Origin of the sequence: Corynebacterium sp. AOP40-4SA-5, assembly GCF_052377355.1 — a bacterium.
In the GTDB taxonomy this organism is placed as follows: Bacteria; Actinomycetota; Actinomycetes; order Mycobacteriales; family Mycobacteriaceae; genus Corynebacterium.
In genome coordinates, this window is record NZ_JBQSWS010000038.1 from 1 (window position 1) to 16,636 (window position 16,636).

Consider the following 16,636-nt stretch of genomic DNA (forward strand, 5'->3'; position numbering starts at 1 on the left):
ACAACTGTCACCTAAACGTGCAGCAGACCCCTGGCCCTGATACCCACGGCGGGGACTCGTCAACTGGGGCTCTCCGATCGGCCTACGCCTATGCGCATGCTTTTATGGTCTTGGGCGCGATCCTCGTCGCCGTCTCCATCGAGCTGCGGCTCTCCCACGACCACCTCACGCCCGCAATCGTTCTCGTGACGGCCGCAGGTCCGCTCGTATACCTGGCAGGGAACCTGCTGTTCCTCCGGTCCCGATTCGGACGCCTCGCACGGTCACGATTCATCGCAGCAGCCGTGCTGGTGGGGATCATGATCGCCGCGATGCTGCTGATCGATCACCTGCCGGTGATTGCGTTGAGCGTCGCTGTACTCTCCGTGACGGCTATTCTCGCCGCCCACACCGCGTACACGACATCGAAACAGTCGGCGCTCGATAACCGGCGATGACCTGGCAACCTCTATCTGAGATCCTTCTGCGCCCGATCGCGGTGCTCAGGAGCGAGCGACGCGCTTTGCTTTTTAACTGCGATCTTCGGTCATAGCTGGCCGACCGCATCGCGGTGAGAATGCTCCTTTGCGTCGCCGGTGGCTATGCGCACCTGGTCTCGGCCGTGCACTGTACGAACGGATCAGAGCAACGCTCTGACCCGCGGGATGATTAGCGCTGGCAACTTGACTACTCATCGTCAGAGGTTGGTTTGTAGCGGAACTCGGTGGACTTCAAGTTTAACGTCTAGCGTTAATGACGGTTCGCGTTATATGCTCGTCCCGTGATCAGATCGTTCGGCAGCAAGGACACCGAGCGCATCTGGCATGAGCAGTACGTCAAGCGCGTTGACCGGACAGTGCAGCGGGCGACCCTGCGGAAGCTTGAGCTGATCCACGCGGCGAAGGATGTCGAGGACCTCCGGGTACCTCCAGGCAACCGACTCGAGCGTCTTGTCGGCGACCGACGCGGGCAGCACAGCATCCGCGTGAATGCGCAATGGCGTCTCTGCTTCGTTTGGAGAGAGGGAGGTGCAGAAGATGTCGAACTCGTCGACTACCACTGAGCGCGATCTGATCGAGCCGATCCACCCGGGAGAGATCCTGATGGAGGACTTCATCGAGGGCTTCGGGATCACGCAGAACAAGCTTGCCGTGTCCATCGGGGTGCCGCCGCGTCGGATCAATGAGATTGTGCACGGCAAGCGGGGGATCACCGCTGACACGGCGATCCGTCTGGCGCGGTACTTCGGTACCTCCGAGGAGTTCTGGATGAACCTGCAGTCGAACTACGAGCTTCGGCTGGAACGTCGTGCGCTGCGGGGCAAGGTCGCCGCGATCACGCCGCTGCAGTCCGCGTGAACATATCTGATTGGCAGGACCTATTCGGTCAGCGCTGCCATGCAGTGAGGTTTGACTGGGGTCCTGCCGGTGCCCAAGCGATTGGAGCGGAACTGGCCGTTGTGGTCGATGTCCTGAGCTTCTCGACGTCAGTCTGCGTCGCGGTCGAGCGTGGCATGCGTGTCTTCCCGTACCAGTGGAAGGGGCTCAGGGCGGAAGCCTTTGCTCGCGAGCGTGACGCTGTCCTGGCAATAGGTCGACTGGAGTCGACACTGCTGGAGTCGCCGTCGGCTCTCTCGCTGTCGCCAGCGGCGTTGCTCACCGAGCCGACTGTCCCCCAACTTGTTCTGCCCTCGCCGAATGGATCTACGATCACTACGCACCTCGAGGGATCAGGAGCCCAGGTCGTCGCCGGATGTCTCCGAAACTCAGCCGCTGTGGCCGACGTGATGGCTGCGGGATTGGAGCGTGGCGACTCGGTGGCAGTCATCGCGGCCGGTGAGCGATGGCGTGACGACGACTCGCTACGCCCCGCACTCGAAGATCATCTTGGCGCTGGGTCCGTGCTCTCTGCACTCTCGGGTCTTGGCTACCGGGACATAATGAGCCCCGAGGCTGCTGCTGCCGCCGATCTCTTCGATGTGGTGAGACCACGTCTGACCCAGGTCTTGCACGAATGCGTCGGGGCTCGAGAGCTGAAGGCCATGGGGTTCGGTTCTGACGTTGACGTGGCTGCTTCGCTGGATGCCTCCCAGGTGGTTCCGATCCTCGTTGACGGGGCCTTCGAAGCGGCCTCGGCTGGTTAGTCCACGCGGCTGGCAAACGCCCTTGTGCGCCACGGAATTTGCTCTGCACAAGAACTTGATGGACGTCTGGATGAACCTGCAATCGAACTACGAGCTTCGGCTGAAACCAGGACGTTGCGCGAGTAGGTCGCAGCGATCTCTCCATTGAGAGGTTTGTAGCCAATCGCGGTAGTACCATCGCTTCGATGAAGTCCCAGCGAGCGACAGAATGGCCGGACCAACCGGCCGACGGGGAAGTCACCGCCACCACCGACGAGGTGTTCATCGCCGGTGGTTGTCTGTGGGGAGTGCAGGCGTTCTTCTCGACGGTGCCCGGGGTGACCCACACCGAAGCCGGCCGGGCGAACGGTGCCGGGACGTCCTTGGAGGGGGAGTACGACGGCTACGCCGAGTGTGTGCGCACACGGTTCGACCCGCAGGTCGTCGACATCGCCGGGCTGATGGGGCACCTCTTCGAGATCATCGACCCCTACAGCGTCAACGCGCAGGGGCCGGACGTGGGGGAGAAGTACCGTACCGGTCTGTACTCGCAGGATCCGCGCCACCTCGCCCAGGCCCGCGACGTCATCGCGGCACGCGAGGACGCCCCGCGCATCGCCGTCGAGGTGCTGCCTCTGACGAACTACCTCCGCAGCGCCGATGAACACCAGCACCGTCTCGCCCGGTGCCCGGAGGACTCCTGTCACCTGCCGTCGGACCTGCTCAACCGGTACCGCGGCTGACCGCGGGCTACCATGCGGCGGCTCCACCGTCCCTGCCGTCCCCGTTATGGTGTGCACCCTCCCACAGGCGGCGGATTGTACTTGACCTCTCGCGGTCCGACAGTGAACTATGGTTGAATACTTTATGGTCTGTCAATGAATTTTCTACCTGGAAGCGATCCGTTCACCACCTGACCGGGGTCCGCACCAGCGTATGCGTCACATTCTCGGCGTCGGAAAGGTGAGATGCTCAATTGTCTGGTCCCATCGTGACCGTCGCTAAACGAATCGGCTCAGTCCTGGGGTACGTCGCCATGTACGTGCTCATCTGGGCCGGTGTCTTCATGCTCATCACCGGCATCGGCATCCGCATGCTCTGGGGGCCGATCAGCGTCGACCAGATGCTGATGAACCTCGTCGCCACGGACACCGACGGTGGAGGCGGGTCCCTCGTGGTGACCGGCGTCCTCGCCTTCGGCGTGCTCCCTCTGGTCATCACCCTGGGTATCGCGTTCTTCCACTATCGTCGCGTCCGCAGCCCCCGCGCACGGGCAGGACGGACCGCCCACGCCGACGACGAGACGGCCGGCGACGCAGGACGGGTCCGTACCCTCGGGCCCCGTTGGCTCACGCGCACGGTCTCTGCCGTGATGGTCACCGCCGTCGTCGTGGTCGGTTCCACCGCCTTCAGTTCCTCGGTGCACGTCGGGGAGTACATCAAGGCCGTGAACTCGGAGTACACCATCGACCAGTACTACACCGCACCGCAGGTGGAGTCCGCGCAGGACAAGCGCAACCTGGTGATGATCTACCTGGAGTCCGGCGAGGAGACCCTCTCGGACACCGACCTGTTCGAGAAGGACCCCTACATCCCGCTGAAGGACGCCACCTCGCAGGACGACGGGTGGCAGAGCATCGACGACTTCAAGCAGTACGAGGGCGGCGGTTGGACGATGTCCGGTCTGGCCAGCACGCAGTGCGGCGTGCCCTTGAAGGGCAACGGCATCGTGACCGGCAAGTCCGGCCTGAACTCACTCGGCGGTGACGTGGGTGACTACCTGGGCGGACTGACCTGCAGTGGCGACATCCTCGCCGACGAGGGCTACAAGAACGTCTTCATGGGTGGCGCCAGTGGCTCCTTCGCGGCCAAGGACCAGTTCCTCGCCGGCCACGGCTACGACGAGCTCTACGACCTGGACTACTGGCGGGCACAGGGTGAGCCGGCCGACCAGTTCCGCGACGACTGGGGCCTGAGCGACAACCGGCTGATGGCCAACGCGAAGGACAAGGTCGACGAACTCCACGAGGAGTCCGAGCAGCCCGGCCAGCCGTTCAACCTCTCCATGCTCACGGTGGACACCCACGAGCCGGTCCACATCTACGACTACTGCGACGTGGACACCGAGGCGGAGTTGACCTCGGCCTACCAGTGCTCCATGGAGCAGGTCGCCGGTTTCGTCGACCACATGGAGGCCCAGGGCTACCTGGATGACACCGCGGTGGTGATCATGGGTGACCACCTCAAGCACATGGGCTCGAACAACGCCTTCGGCGACGAGCTCGACGACCACCCGAACCGCACCATCTTCAACCGGGTCTGGGTTCCCGGTGACGACGAGTCCACCTCGACGATGCGCGCAGGTGTCGACCAGGTCAGCATGATGCCCACGATCCTCGAGGCCGCAGGCGTCCGGTTGGAGGGCCGTCAGGCCGGCCTGGGCGTCTCCGCATTCTCCTCGCGGATTCCGGAGGGCTCGGCTCAGAGTCTCGACCCGGACGTCTACCAGGAACTGCTGGGCTCGCGGTCGGCGGAGTTCTACTCCGAGGCGTGGGAAGGTGAGGTCCGGCAGTAGTGGACGTCCCCGAACCCACCACCGCCGAGGAGCTCATGCGCTCCCGGTTCGACGCCTTCCGCCGGGCGGACGCGGACTGGCTGCTGAGGACCTGGCACCCCTCGACGCGTCCTGCCACGCTGGACCTGTCCGACAACCCCCGCTGGCGTGGCCTGCAGATCGTCGACGTCCTCGACGGGACCGAGGGGGACACCGCCGGGGTCGTGGAGTTCCGGGCGACCTTTGTCGCCGAGACCGGGGGAGTGGACTCACTCCACGAGCGGTCCCGGTTCGTCCGCGAGTCGGGACGTTGGTACTACGTCGACGCCGACGTGTACTGACGGTCACGAGTACTGAGGGGGTTCAGTTGATGATCTCGGCGTCGCTGTCGCGCAACGCCGCCAGGCGCACCCGCCACGCCTCCAGGTCTTCCGGGGACAGCCGCGACCAGTCGTGGACCTCCTCGACGACGACCAACGGGGCATCCGTGCGGTAGGACCGGGTCGGGTTGCCGGGGAACTTCTTGTCCGTGACGTTCGGGTCGTCCTCGAACACCCCGGTGGTCTCGACACGGTACACGTGCGGTCGCGCACCCTCACCGGCGAGCATGGCGGCGATCTCGGCCGCCAGCCCGGCTCCGTCGCACAGGGCGGTGAAATAGACGTGGTTCATGACGACCTCGGGCCGGTAGTTGGACCGGTGGCCGGGACACACCCGGTCGCCGACGGCAAGTACCGCCCGGGTTCCGTGGAAGAACGGGCCTGTCCGCGCGTCGTCGCTCATCCTGTGATTCTAGCAGGTCAGAACCATTAACGGAGCTCGCCAACAGTGTGCGCACGCCGCGGACGAGACCGGGAATGCTGAGTAATAGCCCACCGATGTCAACGGAAACGCACATCTCACCGGCGTCGCGGTGTACTAAGGTTGATCACTAATGAAGCTGATTAGCTACAACCTGCACAAACACAACGCCGTCACCGAGCTCACCCCGCTGGTGGCCGGACACGCCCCGGACGCCCTCTGCGTCCAGGAGGCGGACACCCGCCGACTGCCCCGTCACTTCGGCGACCTCGACCTCGTGCACGCGACCACGGAGAACCGGCTCGGCCTCGCCGTCTACCTGCGCACAAGTCGTCTGGACGCGAGGGACCTGAAGGTGATCGCCCTGGAGAAGTCCTTCCACGACCGGGTCATGAAACCCGCCTCGGAACGCCTCGTCATGGTCCGCGCCCATGACACCAAACACGACCGCGACGTCGTCGTCGCGTCCTTCCACGCCGCACCGCTGACGGCCACGAACTCGCTGCGCCGTCAGCAGATCCGCAGCTCCTTCGACGCCCTCCAGCAGATCGGTGCCGGCCTGCCGTCGGTGATGGTCGGAGACTTCAACTACCCGCTGTTCCAGCGCGGCCTGCGGCGCGAGCTCGGGACCCGGGGCTACGAGATGTCCCGGAGCGAGAAGGCGACGTACTCGCGCTACGGCGTACTGCGGGGAAACTACGATTTCGCGGTCTCCCGCGGTTTCGGTCCCGCGCAGGTCGACGTCCTCCCGCAGGGGCACTCCGACCACCTGCCGATCGTCGTGCGTACGTCGCTGGACCGCGCGAATCCGGCGCGGATCGCCGCCTCGGCACCCGTGTCCGTCGCGACCGCCTGAGGTTTTCCCGTCGGCGCGGGATAGAGTGTGTCCCATGGGAAACCGCAGGACGAACGACGGCAGGATGAGCAGGCTGACCCGCGGAAAGGGCCGTGACGTGGGGTTGACGGCCGTGCCGGCGTCCACGCCGCCGGTGCTCACCTACGTCGATGACGGCGTCGCCCACGCGGTACCGCAGGACGTCTCGCTGGCCGACGCCGCAGCGTCCGCCGCCGAGGACGACTCGCGCATGCTCATGGCGCTGTACCCCGCGCCCGGGCGCGAGGGGCTCGGTGAACTCGTGGAGGTGTGGGAGCTGCACCCCCTGCTCGTCGAGGACCTCGTCAACGCCCACCAGCGTCCGAAGCTGGAACGCTACGGCGACGTCCTGTTCCTCGTGGCGCGCTCGGCGCGCTACAACGACGCCGCCGAGGACGTCGCCTTCTCCGAGTTCCACATCCTGGTGCGCGACGGTTCCGTGGCGGTGCTCTGCCAGGACGGACGGTGGATCGACGGCACCGACAGCGAGGCCTTCGCCGCCTCCTCGTCCGGACGGCTCGACAACCCCGACCCCCGCGGAGGCGACATGCTCGCCGACCGTGACCTGCTGCGGCTCGGCCCGGAGGCCGTGGTCTACCGCATCCTGGACGCCATCGTGGACGGCTACCCGTCGGTGCTGCGCGGCATCGCCATCGACAAGGAGCAGATCGAACGGCAGGTCTTCAGTGGTGACGCGGCCGTCGCCGAACGCATCTACCGGTTGAGCCAGGAGGTCATCGACGTCCAGCAGACCATCGCGTCGATGACCGAGGTGCTGGACTCCCTGCGCGCCGGCTTCGTGAAGTACGACATCCACGAGGAACTGCGCTCCTACCTCGACGACGTCGCCGACCACCTCACCCGCGCCGGACGCACCGCGTCCGACCACCGCGACGCGCTCGCGCAGATCCTCAACGTCAACGCCACCCTGGTGGCGCAACGGCAGAACGAGGACATGAAGAAGATCTCCGGCTGGGCTGCGATCCTCTTCGCGCCGACCCTCGTCGGCGCGATCTACGGCATGAACTTCGACGACATGCCCGAACTGCACTGGGCCCTCGGCTACCCGATGGCGCTCGGCATGATGCTGGGGGTGGCGGTGCTGCTGTACGTCTTCTTCCGTCGCAGCGACTGGATGTGAGTGCCGTTCGGGGGGTCTCCGGCGCTTTCGCTGCAGCGCAGCGCTTTCTTCTCTACCGTCGTAAGGGTTGACCTGACGACCCAAAGAGAAGAACTCGGAAACGGAGAAACATACCGTGGACCCCTCGGACCATCCCGAGCCCGGAGAGAGACCTGACCAGACCCGCCCCACCCGCAGGGAGTCGGCGAAGAGCTTCATCCGTGAGGTGACCTACCCGCACAGCATCCACCCGGCCCTGGTGCCGGGAGTGTCGGTGGAGGACCAACGCATCCGGTTCTCCGTCGACTGGCGCATCGTGAGCGTGGTCGGTGGCCTCATCGTCGCCTTCATCGCCTGGGGCGTGATCGCTCCGGAGCAGGTGTTCGACGCCTCCTCGGCGGCGCTGGCCTGGGTGATGGAGAACATGGGCTGGGTGTTCACCGCCCTGGCCACCGGCCTGATGTTCTTCCTGCTGATCCTCGCGTTCAGCCGCTACGGCAAGATCCCGCTCGGACTCGACGGGGAGAAGGCCGAGTACTCCACGATGTCCTGGACGGCGATGCTCTTCGCCGCGGGCATCGGCATCGGCATCATCTTCTTCGGCCCCTACGAGCCGATGAGTCACTACCTGGACCCGCGCCCCGGCGCCTACGACCCCGCCACACAGGAGGCGGTCAAGGGTGCGATGGCGCAGTCGGCGATGCACTGGGGCATCAACGCCTGGGCGATCTACGCCATCGTCGGCCTGGCCGTGGCCTACGTGTCCTACCGGCGTGGCAGGGTGCCGCTGATGAGCTCGATCCTCATGCCCCTGTTCTCGGTGAAGTCCACCGACACCCTGCCGGCCCGGCTCATCGACGGCATGGCCATCGTCGCCACCCTCTTCGGCACCGCCGCGTCCCTGGGCATCGGCGCCCTGCAGATCTCCAAGGGTGTGGAGGTGGTCTCGGGCTGGTCCCCGGCGGGCAACACCTTCGCCCTGGTCATCATCATGGTGCTGACGATCGGCACGATCCTCTCGGCGGTCTCCGGTGTGGCCAAGGGCATCCGCTGGCTGTCGAACATCAACATGGTGCTCGCCATCGGTCTGGCGCTGTTCTTCTTCATCGTCGGCCCCACGGCCTTCCTGGCGAACATGATCCCGGCGGTGATCGTCGACTACGTCGGATCGATGCCGGACATGCTCAGCGCCAACATGGGCGAGGGCGAGGACATGCAGGCGTTCCTGTCGGGCTGGACCACGTTCTACTGGGCGTGGTGGGTGTCCTGGTCGCCGTTCGTCGGCGTGTTCGTGGCGAAGATCTCCCGCGGACGCACGATCCGCCAGTTCATCCTCGGCGTGCTGTTCATCCCCTCCACGATCATCGTGCTGGCCTTCACCATCCTGGGCGGGACGTCGATCTGGATCCAGCGGGAGACCGGGTCCATCGCCGCCGGCGACGACCCCTCGGCGATGCCCGCACCGGAGGAGATCTTCTTCACCGTGCTCGACCACCTGCCCGGTGCCGGCATCGTGGCCCCGGTGGTCATCGTGATGCTGGCGGTCTTCTTCATCACCACCGCCGACTCGGCGTCGCTGGTGAACTCCCAGCTGTCCCAGCGTGGCAACCCCGACCCGAAGAAGTGGGTGACGGTGTTCTGGGCGCTGTGCATGGCCGGCATCGCCGTGGTCATCCTGCTCGCCGGCGGCGAGGACGCACTGCAGGGGCTGCAGAACTTCATCACCGTCACCGCGCTGCCCTTCGCCGTGGTGCTGGTGCTCATGGCCGTCGCACTGGTGCGCGAGCTACGCACCGACCCGTTCACGATCCGCGACGACTTCCAGGAGCAGGCACTGTCCAACGCCGTGGTCCACGGGGTGCGCGAGCACGGCGACAACTTCGCCATCGCCGTGGAGCAGACCGACGCCGACAGCGACTACGCCACCGGCGGCGACTTCAACTCCCGGGCGGCGGAGGTCACCGACTGGTACACCCGCACCGACGAGGACGGCAACCCGGTCGACTACGACTACGAGACCGGTGAGTACGTCACCGGGGAGCAGCCGTCCCCCGACGATCGGAGCTGACGGCGCCACGCACGCGGGCAACACCGGCGAGCACGGCGAGGACCAGGGAGCCGACGAGCAGGCCCACCACCGCCGAGCAGCCGGTCTCCACCAGCCACTGCACGGCGCCGCCGGCCCCGGCCACGGCCTCCTCGAGGTGGTGCACCACGGAGTAGGGCAGGTGCCAGCCGAGGTCGTCGGTGCCGACGAGCAGGATGTGCCCGCCGACCCACAGCATCGCCGCGGTCCCGACCACCGACAGGGCCGTCAGGATCTTCGGCATCAGCGCGACGAGTCCGCGCCCTGTCCTGCGCACGACGGTGGGCCGGTCGCGTTCGGGGTCGGCGAGGGCCAGGCCCACGTCGTCCATCTTCACCAGCAGCCCGACCACACCGTAGACGGCGAAGGTGATGATCAGCGCCACGCCCACCAGGATCGCGGCGCGCTCCGGCACGCCGCGGTCGGTCAGCTCGTTGAGCGACAGGACCATGATCTCCGCCGACAGGATGAAGTCGGTGCGCACCGCCCCCTTGACCAGTGACTCCTCGTCATCGGGGCCGTCGGGGCCGTCGGGGCCGTCGGGGCCGTCGGGGCCGTCGGGGGAGGACGCTGCGGCGTCCGGTGCGTCCTGCGCGTGTTTCTCCTGCCCACCGCGCCGCGCGGCGACGGCGTGCCACACCTTCTCCGCGCCCTCGTAGGCGAGGTAGGTGCCGCCGACCATGAGGATCGGGGTGAGCGCCCACGGCGCGAGCCAGCTGAGCAGCAGGATCACCGGAAGGATGATGATGATCTTGTTCACCAGCGAGCCCTTGGTGATCCGCCAGATGATCGGCAGTTCGCGGGCGGGGCTGACCCCCTCGACGAACCCGGGGGTGACCGCGGCGTCGTCGACGACCACGGCGGCGGCCCTGGTGCTGGTGGTGGCGGCCGCGCGGGCCACGTCACCGGTGCTGGCCGCGGCCTTGCGGGCGATCAGCGTGACATCGTCGAGCAGTGCGAACAGGCCACCGGCCATGGGGTCTTCTCCGTAGGGGTTCGGGTCTCACTCAGTGCGGGGTGTCGTGGCGTGTGCGGCCGCTGAGCTCGGCCACGTCGTTCTCGTGGAGCAGGTCGACCAGATCGCTGCGAGACTGCGCGCCGGACGCTGCAGGCAGCAGCGCACCCACCGCGTCGCGGAAGTCACGGTCCTGGTGGCGCGCACGCCGGTGCAGCAGCACCCCGGACCACAGGTACACCAGTGAGACGGTGCCGCTGACCGCTCCGCCGAGCACCAGGATCCCGCCGAGCACCCGGGCTGCCACCTGGGCGACCACCTGGGCGCCGCCGCCGGGGACGGCGAACAGCCACAGACCGCCACCGACGAGCAGCACGGCCAGCACGACGACCACGAGCGACCAGGCCACCGCCGAGAGGGGGGACTGGGAGCGGTCCTCGTTGTGGGAGATCATCGTGTCGATCCGGTGCAGCTGACACGTGGAGTCGGCGAGATCGGCCTCGGAGACCACGTGCCGGGCCGTCAACGCGCGGCGGTGCGCGAGCACACGGGGGAGAACGGACGGGCGGAGACCACCGTCCCCGCTGGACCTGACGTACATGATGGGAACTGTACAGTGCTTTCGGCGATCCGGCGCGGTATGCCCGACACACCCCGGGGTTCAGGCGGTGAGGAAGTCCTCCCAGCGCGCCCAGTCGTCACGCATCTGGTTCTCACCGTCGGTGAAGGACGCCCGCAGCTTGTCGATCTTGCGCTCGGTGTTGGAGATGCGCATGTGCTCGGGGAAGAACAACAGGGCACGGCCCTGCTCCTCGAGCTCCAGGAGACGACGCTTCGTGGCGTTGTAGCGGCCCGGGCGGGTGATCACCGCCTCGGCGACGGCCGGGGTGTCGCGCAGCACCCGGCGCACCGCGCCGGGGTACTTGACCTCGGGCTTGACGTAGTCGCGCGGGCGGGTGCAGACCACCAGGAACTTGCTGAAGCCGCCCTGCTCGGCGGCTTCCAGCGCGATGCCGCCGGAGGATCCCAGGGCGCCGTCCACGTAGGGTTCCCCGTCGACGACGGGGGTCTTCATCAGCACCGGCATCGTCGAGGACGCCCGGACCCGCTTCATCAGCGAGGGGAGGTCGGTGAGGTCCTCGCGTCCCCAGTAGACGGTCTCACCGGTGCGGGCGTGCATCGCACCGACGCGGAAGGGCGTCGGGTCGGCGGTGAAGGTGTCCCAGTCGAAGGGGAACTCGTTGCCGGGGAGCCCGGAGGTCTCGTAGATGAACTCGGCGTTGAAGTAGCCGTCGCCGCGCAGGAAGGAGCTGATGCCGCCGGTGCCGGGGGCGGCCCCGAACTCCACGAAACTCTCGCGGGCGCGCTCGGCGTCGTGCGAGAGCATGTTCACCGTGTGCGAGGCCCCGGCGGAGATGCCGCCGACCCAGCCGACCTGGACCTCGTGCTCGATCAGGGCGCTGACACAGGCGGCCGTGTAGCTGTTGCGCATGCCGCCGCCCTCGAAGATCAGGGCCACGTCGGGCGCGGCCAGTGCGGAGGAGCCGCTCACCACTCGACCCCGCGCAGCGCCTCGTGGGGATCCTCGTTGCCGGCGTTGAACCGGATCGTGCGACCGGAGGTCTGCGGGCACTCGAGTGCGGCGACGATGGTCTGGGCCACCGTCTCACGCGGGACCTCGGTGGCGTCCGTGCGTCCGTCGCCCTCGGGCAGGATCTCGATGCCGCCACGGTCGCGGTCGTCGGTCAGCCGGCTCGGCGCGATGATCGTCCAGTCCAGTTCGGAGTCCCGCAGGTGCTGGTCGGCGGCCGCCTTGGACTCGGCGTAGGGGTAGAAGTCGCTGTCCTCCGGGAAGCTGTGGTCCAGGTACGAGCCCGACCACGACAGCATGATGAACCTGCCGACACCGACCTCCTCGGCGGCGTTGATGGTGCGGATCGCCGCGTCGCGGTCCACGGCGAAGGTGCGCTCCGGGTTCCCGCCGCCGGCGCCGGCAGCCCAGATGACCGTGTCGTGGCCCTCGAGCAGGTCGGCGATGGCGTCGGTGCTCATCGTCTCGACGTCCGCCACCGTCGGGGTCGCCCCGGTCTCGCGGGCGTCGTTGAACTGGTCACGCGAGCGGATCACGGAGGTCACCGAATTGCCCGCCTCGACGAGCATCGGTGCCGTGAGCCTGGCGACCTTCCCGTTGCCGCCGATGATGACGATGTCGTACATGGTGTGGGGTGCCTTTCGTCGAGGGCGTTGTCGCGTCGCTGGTCTCCCCAGCCTAGCGGGCCGTGAGCGCGCCCACAGCCCCGGCACCGACGCACACGTGGGCGCCGGGTGGGCCGTCGATCTCCGCCAGGATCGTGCCGCCTCCGCCGGAGAGGTTGACCCACCTGGTGACCAGGTCGGTGTCGACGTCCACGTCCACCGCACGCGCCCGCCACTGCGCCTCGTCCTCCAGGCCGTTGGGGGTGGACAGTTCCACGGTCAGCTCCCGGTCGGCGGTGGCGGTGAACTCCCACGTCCAGTCGCCGAAGGGCAGCGCGGGTTCCACGGTGATGATCTGCGGCTGGCCGGCGTCGACACGGACGCCGCAGTCGGGGACGTCGCCCTGGACGCGGCGTGCGACGTCGAGCACGTGGGCCTCGGCGACGCGTCCGTCCGGCAGGACGACCGTGGGCGCGGTGCTCACGTCGCCGACACCGTCCCCGCCGCCACCGGCGGCGATCGCGCCGACCCTGTTGTAGGGCGACATCAGCGGGGTGAGGACCTCCAGCGGGGTGTTCTGGTCGAGCAGGACGGTGCCGGCGTCCTGCGCCTCCGACACGGCCTGCCGCACGCCGGCGAGGTACGCGGCGGTCGCGTCGTCCGACCACGCGGACACCCACGTCACGGTCGAGACCGTGGAACTCAGCGTGAACAGGACGGCGGCCAGTACCGCGGTCCAGGTGCGTGCCATTACCGGGGCCGCGGCCACCACGAGCACCACGGTGACCGACCACCAGTCGGCGTAGTAGTGCATGCCGCGGGCGAGCAGGTCGGACGCCCCGTCGCCGGTGCGTCCCTCACGCAGCAGCAGCAGGACGACCAGCAGGTACGCGCAGGACGCGGCCAGCGCCGTGAGCGCCGCGAGGAACGCCGCCGGGCGGCGGCGCGTGCGCGCCAACGTCCACACGAGCAGGACGGCCAGCAGGACGCCCACGATGACCTGCACCAGGGTCGACGTCGTGGAGAACGCGGGGGAGGGGTCCCACCGGTCCCAGCTCCACGGCCCGCCGAGGACGCCGGGCAGCACCGAGGAGCCGAGCGCGGAGGTGACCCCGTGCAGCCCCGGCGCCTCACCACCGCCGTCACCACGTCCGACCAGGGCGAGGTACACCCCGGCCCATGCGAGGGTGAGCAGCGCCGGCGCCACCAGCACCAGCCGGTCGCGGGAGGGGCCCCGGCGCACCCGCAGGACGAGCGCGACGGCCAGCACCGCCGGCACCACCGTCAGCGCCCGCTCCGTCATGAGCAACCCGCCCAGCAGCACCAGCGTGGCGAGCGTGGTGCGCAGCACGACCCCGCGCGGGGCTGTCAGCGCCAGGCCGACACCTGCGGCGGTGAGCTGCCAGGCCAGGGCGTTGACTCCGGCCGACCACCACCCGGTGGCGGTGCCCAGGAACGGGGAGAACACCAGGGCGGTGAACCCCAGGACCCGCAGACCCCACCGGTCGGTGAGCCGGCCGAGCAGGACCCGCCACAGGCCCACGGCCAGGGCCGTCGCCGCCAGGGTGACCACGCACGGCAACCACCACTGCAGGGGTGCGAGGGAGTCCACGGCGATCTGCAGCGCCGCCGAGCCGGGCATCAGGTGCCCGTCGTAGGGGGCCCACAGTCCGGAGTCACGGAAGGACGGAGGGATGACCAGGTCGTCCCAGTAGAAGGTCCGCTGGCTGAGCTGCCACCCGCGCAACGCCAGGAGCGCGACGACGAGCAGCAGCGGGAGCAGGACCGGGAGCCGGCCCCGTCTCACGCGCCGTCGGTCAGGGGCTGGACGGACAGCAGCGTCACGTCATCGGCGGTGCAGGCGGTCAGGTCAGGCACGTCGAGGACGGTGGTCTGCTCCTCCTCCGGCACGATGACCTGTAGACCACCGGCCGGGGTGGGGCCGCAGGCGGTCTCGTCGTAGTTCTCCGCCCGGCCGATGCTCAGCGCCGACGTCGCGGTCGACCCCGCGGCGAGCTCCACCACCGACGACGGCACGTTCTCCTCACGCTCGGCCGGCGCACCGACCGGCTCGCCGGCCTCGTCGACGAGGGTGACCCCGGGGAACCCGGCGAGGGCGCAGGAGCCGTCGGAGGTGTTGGTGAACTCCACGTCCAGCAGGATGCTGCCGGCCGCGCCCTGGGACTGATCCGCGGTGACGTCCAGGTCGCCGGTGGTGCACCGCCTGTCGGCGCCGGACGCCGCGGCGCCCTCCGAGGTTTCAGTGTCGCCGCCGCTGCCGCCGGGTTCGCCGGTGGCCACCGGCGTCGGCGTCGTCGTGCTCGTCGAGGCGTCCGAACCGGCGTCGGACCCGGAGCCGTCGCCGTCGGAACACCCGGCGAGGACGGATAGGGCCAGAACGCCGACCGCGCCGGCGGCGCACGCGGCACCGGCGGCGCGCCGGGGCGTCCTACGACGTCTGTGCAGGTCGTGGGCGCCTCCGGCGGTGAGGCGAGGGGTGGTCGGGGCGTCTGACGGGTGCTCGGTAGACATGACCCCCAGTGTAGGCTGAATCACAACACCGGGTTCACGGTACCTCCACGCGGGACCGCGGCCCCGGGGTAACGTCCCGTGCGAGCACTGCCCACGATTTTCCCCAGGAGACTGACGTCCATGGCTTTCAACCCCGATTTCGACCTCTTCCAGCTGCCGGAAGAATACCGCGAACTGCGCGACAGCATCCGAGGCCTGTCAGAGCAGGAGATCGCCCCCTACGCCGCCGCCGTCGACGAGGACGAGCGCTTCCCGGAGGAGGCGCTCAAGGCCCTCAACGACAGCGGGTTCAACGCCATCCACGTCGGTGACCAGTACGGCGGACAGGGCGGCGACTCGCTGGCTGCGGTGATCGTGATCGAGGAGGTCGCCCGCGTGTGTGGTGCCTCCTCGCTGATCCCGGCGGTGAACAAGCTCGGAACGATGGGCCTGATCCTCTCCGGCTCCGAGGAGCTCAAGCAGCAAGTCCTGCCGGACATCGCCAACGGTGCCATGGCGTCCTACGCGCTGACCGAGCGCGAGGCAGGTTCCGACGCCGGCGGCATGAAGACCAAGGCCGTGCGCGACGGCGAGGAGTGGGTCCTCAACGGCTCCAAGTGCTTCATCACCAACGGCGGCAAGTCCACCTGGTACACCGTGATGGCCGTGAGCGACCCGGCGGCCGGGGCCAACGGCATCTCCGCGTTCATGGTGCACAAGGACGACCCCGGATTCCGCGTCGGCGGGCTCGAGCACAAGCTCGGCATCAAGGGTTCCCCGACCGCCGAACTGTACTTCGAGGACTGCCGCATCCCCGCAGACCGCATCATCGGTGAGGAGGGGACCGGCTTCAAGACCGCCCTGGCGACGCTGGACCACACCCGCCCCACGATCGGTGCCCAGGCGCTGGGCATCGCCCAGGGTGCCTTCGACGCCGCGGTGGACTACGTCAAGGAGCGCAAGCAGTTCGGCAAGCCGATCGCGGCGTTCCAGAACACCCAGTTCATGCTCGCGGACATGAAGATGAAGATCGACGCCGCCCGGCTGATGATCTACACCGCCGCGTCCAACGCAGAGCGTGGCGAGGCCGAGGGCGGCGACAAGCTCGGCCTGCTGGCCGCCGGGTCGAAGACCTTCGCCTCCGACATCGCCATGGAGGTCACCACCGACGCCGTGCAGCTGCTCGGCGGCTACGGCTACACCCGTGACTTCCCGGTGGAGCGCATGATGCGCGACGCCAAGATCACCCAGATCTACGAGGGAACCAACCAGGTGTGCCGCATGGTGATGGGCCGCCAGATCCTGAAGTAGGCGGTTAGACAGGCGCTGAGCCGGGCGCCAGGGGCAAAAATCGAGCGTGGGATGGTTGAACCGTCGGGTTCAACCATCCCACGCTCGATCTTCGCCCCCGTCCCCCGGGCAGAGCCCCTTTCGGCTC

At 68.0% G+C, this 16,636-nt stretch carries 18 protein-coding genes; 11 read left to right on the top strand and 7 right to left on the bottom strand.

What is annotated here, in order from left to right:
• From ACT3S3_RS14635 to ACT3S3_RS14665, 7 genes are all read left to right on the top strand, one after another.
• Positions 1 to 437: low temperature requirement protein A (locus ACT3S3_RS14635; RefSeq protein WP_444626988.1), on the top strand; the 437-nt coding region annotated here is incomplete at its 5' end.
• A gap of 323 nt (positions 438 to 760) precedes the next feature.
• Positions 761 to 1,042, top strand: coding sequence for a type II toxin-antitoxin system RelE/ParE family toxin (locus ACT3S3_RS14640; protein ID WP_291793756.1), 282 nt, complete (start codon positions 761 to 763; stop codon positions 1,040 to 1,042).
• Positions 1,017 to 1,337, top strand: a complete 321-nt coding sequence (locus tag ACT3S3_RS14645; protein WP_441582165.1) for a HigA family addiction module antitoxin — start codon at positions 1,017 to 1,019, stop codon at positions 1,335 to 1,337. Before ACT3S3_RS14640 ends, ACT3S3_RS14645 begins: the two co-directional genes overlap by 26 nt.
• Positions 1,338 to 1,438: 101 nt before the next feature.
• Positions 1,439 to 2,122 (top strand): 2-phosphosulfolactate phosphatase, encoded by a 684-nt coding sequence (locus ACT3S3_RS14650; protein WP_441582164.1) that lies wholly within the window; start codon positions 1,439 to 1,441, stop codon positions 2,120 to 2,122.
• A 185-nt stretch (positions 2,123 to 2,307) separates the two neighbouring features.
• Positions 2,308 to 2,844: a peptide-methionine (S)-S-oxide reductase gene (locus tag ACT3S3_RS14655; RefSeq protein ID WP_441582163.1), complete on the top strand. Its 537-nt coding sequence runs from the start codon at positions 2,308 to 2,310 to the stop codon at positions 2,842 to 2,844.
• Positions 2,845 to 3,077: 233 nt separating this feature from the next.
• Positions 3,078 to 4,676, top strand: coding sequence for a sulfatase-like hydrolase/transferase (locus tag ACT3S3_RS14660; protein ID WP_444626989.1), 1,599 nt, complete (start codon positions 3,078 to 3,080; stop codon positions 4,674 to 4,676).
• Positions 4,676 to 4,996, top strand: coding sequence for a YchJ family protein (locus tag ACT3S3_RS14665; RefSeq protein WP_441582161.1), 321 nt, complete (start codon positions 4,676 to 4,678; stop codon positions 4,994 to 4,996). The genes ACT3S3_RS14660 and ACT3S3_RS14665 overlap by 1 nt, the downstream gene beginning before the upstream one ends.
• A 22-nt stretch (positions 4,997 to 5,018) precedes the next feature.
• Here ACT3S3_RS14665 and arr read toward each other — a convergent pair whose 3' ends face one another.
• Positions 5,019 to 5,438 carry an NAD(+)--rifampin ADP-ribosyltransferase gene (gene arr / locus ACT3S3_RS14670; protein ID WP_301442538.1) on the bottom strand — a complete coding sequence of 140 codons (420 nt, stop codon included), beginning with the start codon at positions 5,436 to 5,438 and terminating at the stop codon, positions 5,019 to 5,021.
• A gap of 151 nt (positions 5,439 to 5,589) precedes the next feature.
• On the opposite strand from arr, the gene ACT3S3_RS14675 reads away from it, so the two are divergent.
• The 3 genes from ACT3S3_RS14675 (at position 5,590) to ACT3S3_RS14685 (ending at position 9,518) form a co-directional block, all read left to right on the top strand.
• Entirely contained in the window at positions 5,590 to 6,312 is a 723-nt protein-coding gene (locus ACT3S3_RS14675; RefSeq protein ID WP_444626990.1) for an endonuclease/exonuclease/phosphatase family protein, read from the top strand.
• Between the two features lie 34 nt (positions 6,313 to 6,346).
• Positions 6,347 to 7,471, top strand: coding sequence for a magnesium and cobalt transport protein CorA (locus ACT3S3_RS14680; protein ID WP_301442536.1), 1,125 nt, complete (start codon positions 6,347 to 6,349; stop codon positions 7,469 to 7,471).
• Between the two features lie 205 nt (positions 7,472 to 7,676).
• Positions 7,677 to 9,518: a BCCT family transporter gene (locus tag ACT3S3_RS14685; RefSeq protein ID WP_301442543.1), complete on the top strand. Its 1,842-nt coding sequence runs from the start codon at positions 7,677 to 7,679 to the stop codon at positions 9,516 to 9,518.
• On the opposite strand, the gene ACT3S3_RS14690 is transcribed toward ACT3S3_RS14685, so the two are convergent.
• From ACT3S3_RS14690 to ACT3S3_RS14715, 6 genes are read right to left on the bottom strand one after another with little or no spacing between them, the layout of a single operon-like run.
• Positions 9,481 to 10,512 carry a DUF808 domain-containing protein gene (locus ACT3S3_RS14690; protein WP_444626991.1) on the bottom strand — a complete coding sequence of 344 codons (1,032 nt, stop codon included), beginning with the start codon at positions 10,510 to 10,512 and terminating at the stop codon, positions 9,481 to 9,483. The genes ACT3S3_RS14685 and ACT3S3_RS14690 overlap by 38 nt on opposite strands.
• 31 nt (positions 10,513 to 10,543) lie before the next feature.
• Positions 10,544 to 11,092, bottom strand: coding sequence for a hypothetical protein (locus ACT3S3_RS14695; RefSeq protein ID WP_444626992.1), 549 nt, complete (start codon positions 11,090 to 11,092; stop codon positions 10,544 to 10,546).
• A 60-nt stretch (positions 11,093 to 11,152) separates the two neighbouring features.
• The gene (locus tag ACT3S3_RS14700) at positions 11,153 to 12,043 is read right to left on the bottom strand and encodes a patatin-like phospholipase family protein (protein ID WP_444626993.1); all 891 of its coding nucleotides are present in this window, start codon (positions 12,041 to 12,043) and stop codon (positions 11,153 to 11,155) included.
• Positions 12,040 to 12,708 (bottom strand): SDR family oxidoreductase, encoded by a 669-nt coding sequence (locus ACT3S3_RS14705; protein ID WP_301442532.1) that lies wholly within the window; start codon positions 12,706 to 12,708, stop codon positions 12,040 to 12,042. The genes ACT3S3_RS14700 and ACT3S3_RS14705 overlap by 4 nt, the downstream gene beginning before the upstream one ends.
• A gap of 52 nt (positions 12,709 to 12,760) precedes the next feature.
• The gene (locus ACT3S3_RS14710; protein ID WP_301442531.1) at positions 12,761 to 14,494 is read right to left on the bottom strand and encodes a hypothetical protein; all 1,734 of its coding nucleotides are present in this window, start codon (positions 14,492 to 14,494) and stop codon (positions 12,761 to 12,763) included.
• Positions 14,491 to 15,219 carry a DUF4232 domain-containing protein gene (locus ACT3S3_RS14715; protein WP_441582160.1) on the bottom strand — a complete coding sequence of 243 codons (729 nt, stop codon included), beginning with the start codon at positions 15,217 to 15,219 and terminating at the stop codon, positions 14,491 to 14,493. Before ACT3S3_RS14715 ends, ACT3S3_RS14710 begins: the two co-directional genes overlap by 4 nt.
• A 120-nt stretch (positions 15,220 to 15,339) precedes the next feature.
• On the opposite strand from ACT3S3_RS14715, the gene ACT3S3_RS14720 reads away from it, so the two are divergent.
• Positions 15,340 to 16,509, top strand: coding sequence for an acyl-CoA dehydrogenase family protein (locus ACT3S3_RS14720; protein WP_301442529.1), 1,170 nt, complete (start codon positions 15,340 to 15,342; stop codon positions 16,507 to 16,509).
• The last annotated feature ends 127 nt before the right edge of the window (positions 16,510 to 16,636 follow it).

Bases quoted from the DNA above. Each gene is read 5' to 3' on its own strand.
- ACT3S3_RS14645 (WP_441582165.1), top strand. From the start codon at position 1,017: ATGTCGAACTCGTCGACTACCACTGAGCGCGATCTGATCGAGCCGATC.
- ACT3S3_RS14655 (WP_441582163.1), top strand. From the start codon at position 2,308: ATGAAGTCCCAGCGAGCGACAGAATGGCCGGACCAACCGGCCGACGGG.
- arr (WP_301442538.1), bottom strand. From the start codon at position 5,438: ATGAGCGACGACGCGCGGACAGGCCCGTTCTTCCACGGAACCCGGGCG.
- ACT3S3_RS14675 (WP_444626990.1), top strand. From the start codon at position 5,590: ATGAAGCTGATTAGCTACAACCTGCACAAACACAACGCCGTCACCGAG.
- ACT3S3_RS14680 (WP_301442536.1), top strand. From the start codon at position 6,347: ATGGGAAACCGCAGGACGAACGACGGCAGGATGAGCAGGCTGACCCGC.
- ACT3S3_RS14690 (WP_444626991.1), bottom strand. From the start codon at position 10,512: ATGGCCGGTGGCCTGTTCGCACTGCTCGACGATGTCACGCTGATCGCC.
- ACT3S3_RS14695 (WP_444626992.1), bottom strand. From the start codon at position 11,092: ATGTACGTCAGGTCCAGCGGGGACGGTGGTCTCCGCCCGTCCGTTCTC.
- ACT3S3_RS14705 (WP_301442532.1), bottom strand. From the start codon at position 12,708: ATGTACGACATCGTCATCATCGGCGGCAACGGGAAGGTCGCCAGGCTC.
- ACT3S3_RS14715 (WP_441582160.1), bottom strand. From the start codon at position 15,219: ATGTCTACCGAGCACCCGTCAGACGCCCCGACCACCCCTCGCCTCACC.
- ACT3S3_RS14720 (WP_301442529.1), top strand. From the start codon at position 15,340: ATGGCTTTCAACCCCGATTTCGACCTCTTCCAGCTGCCGGAAGAATAC.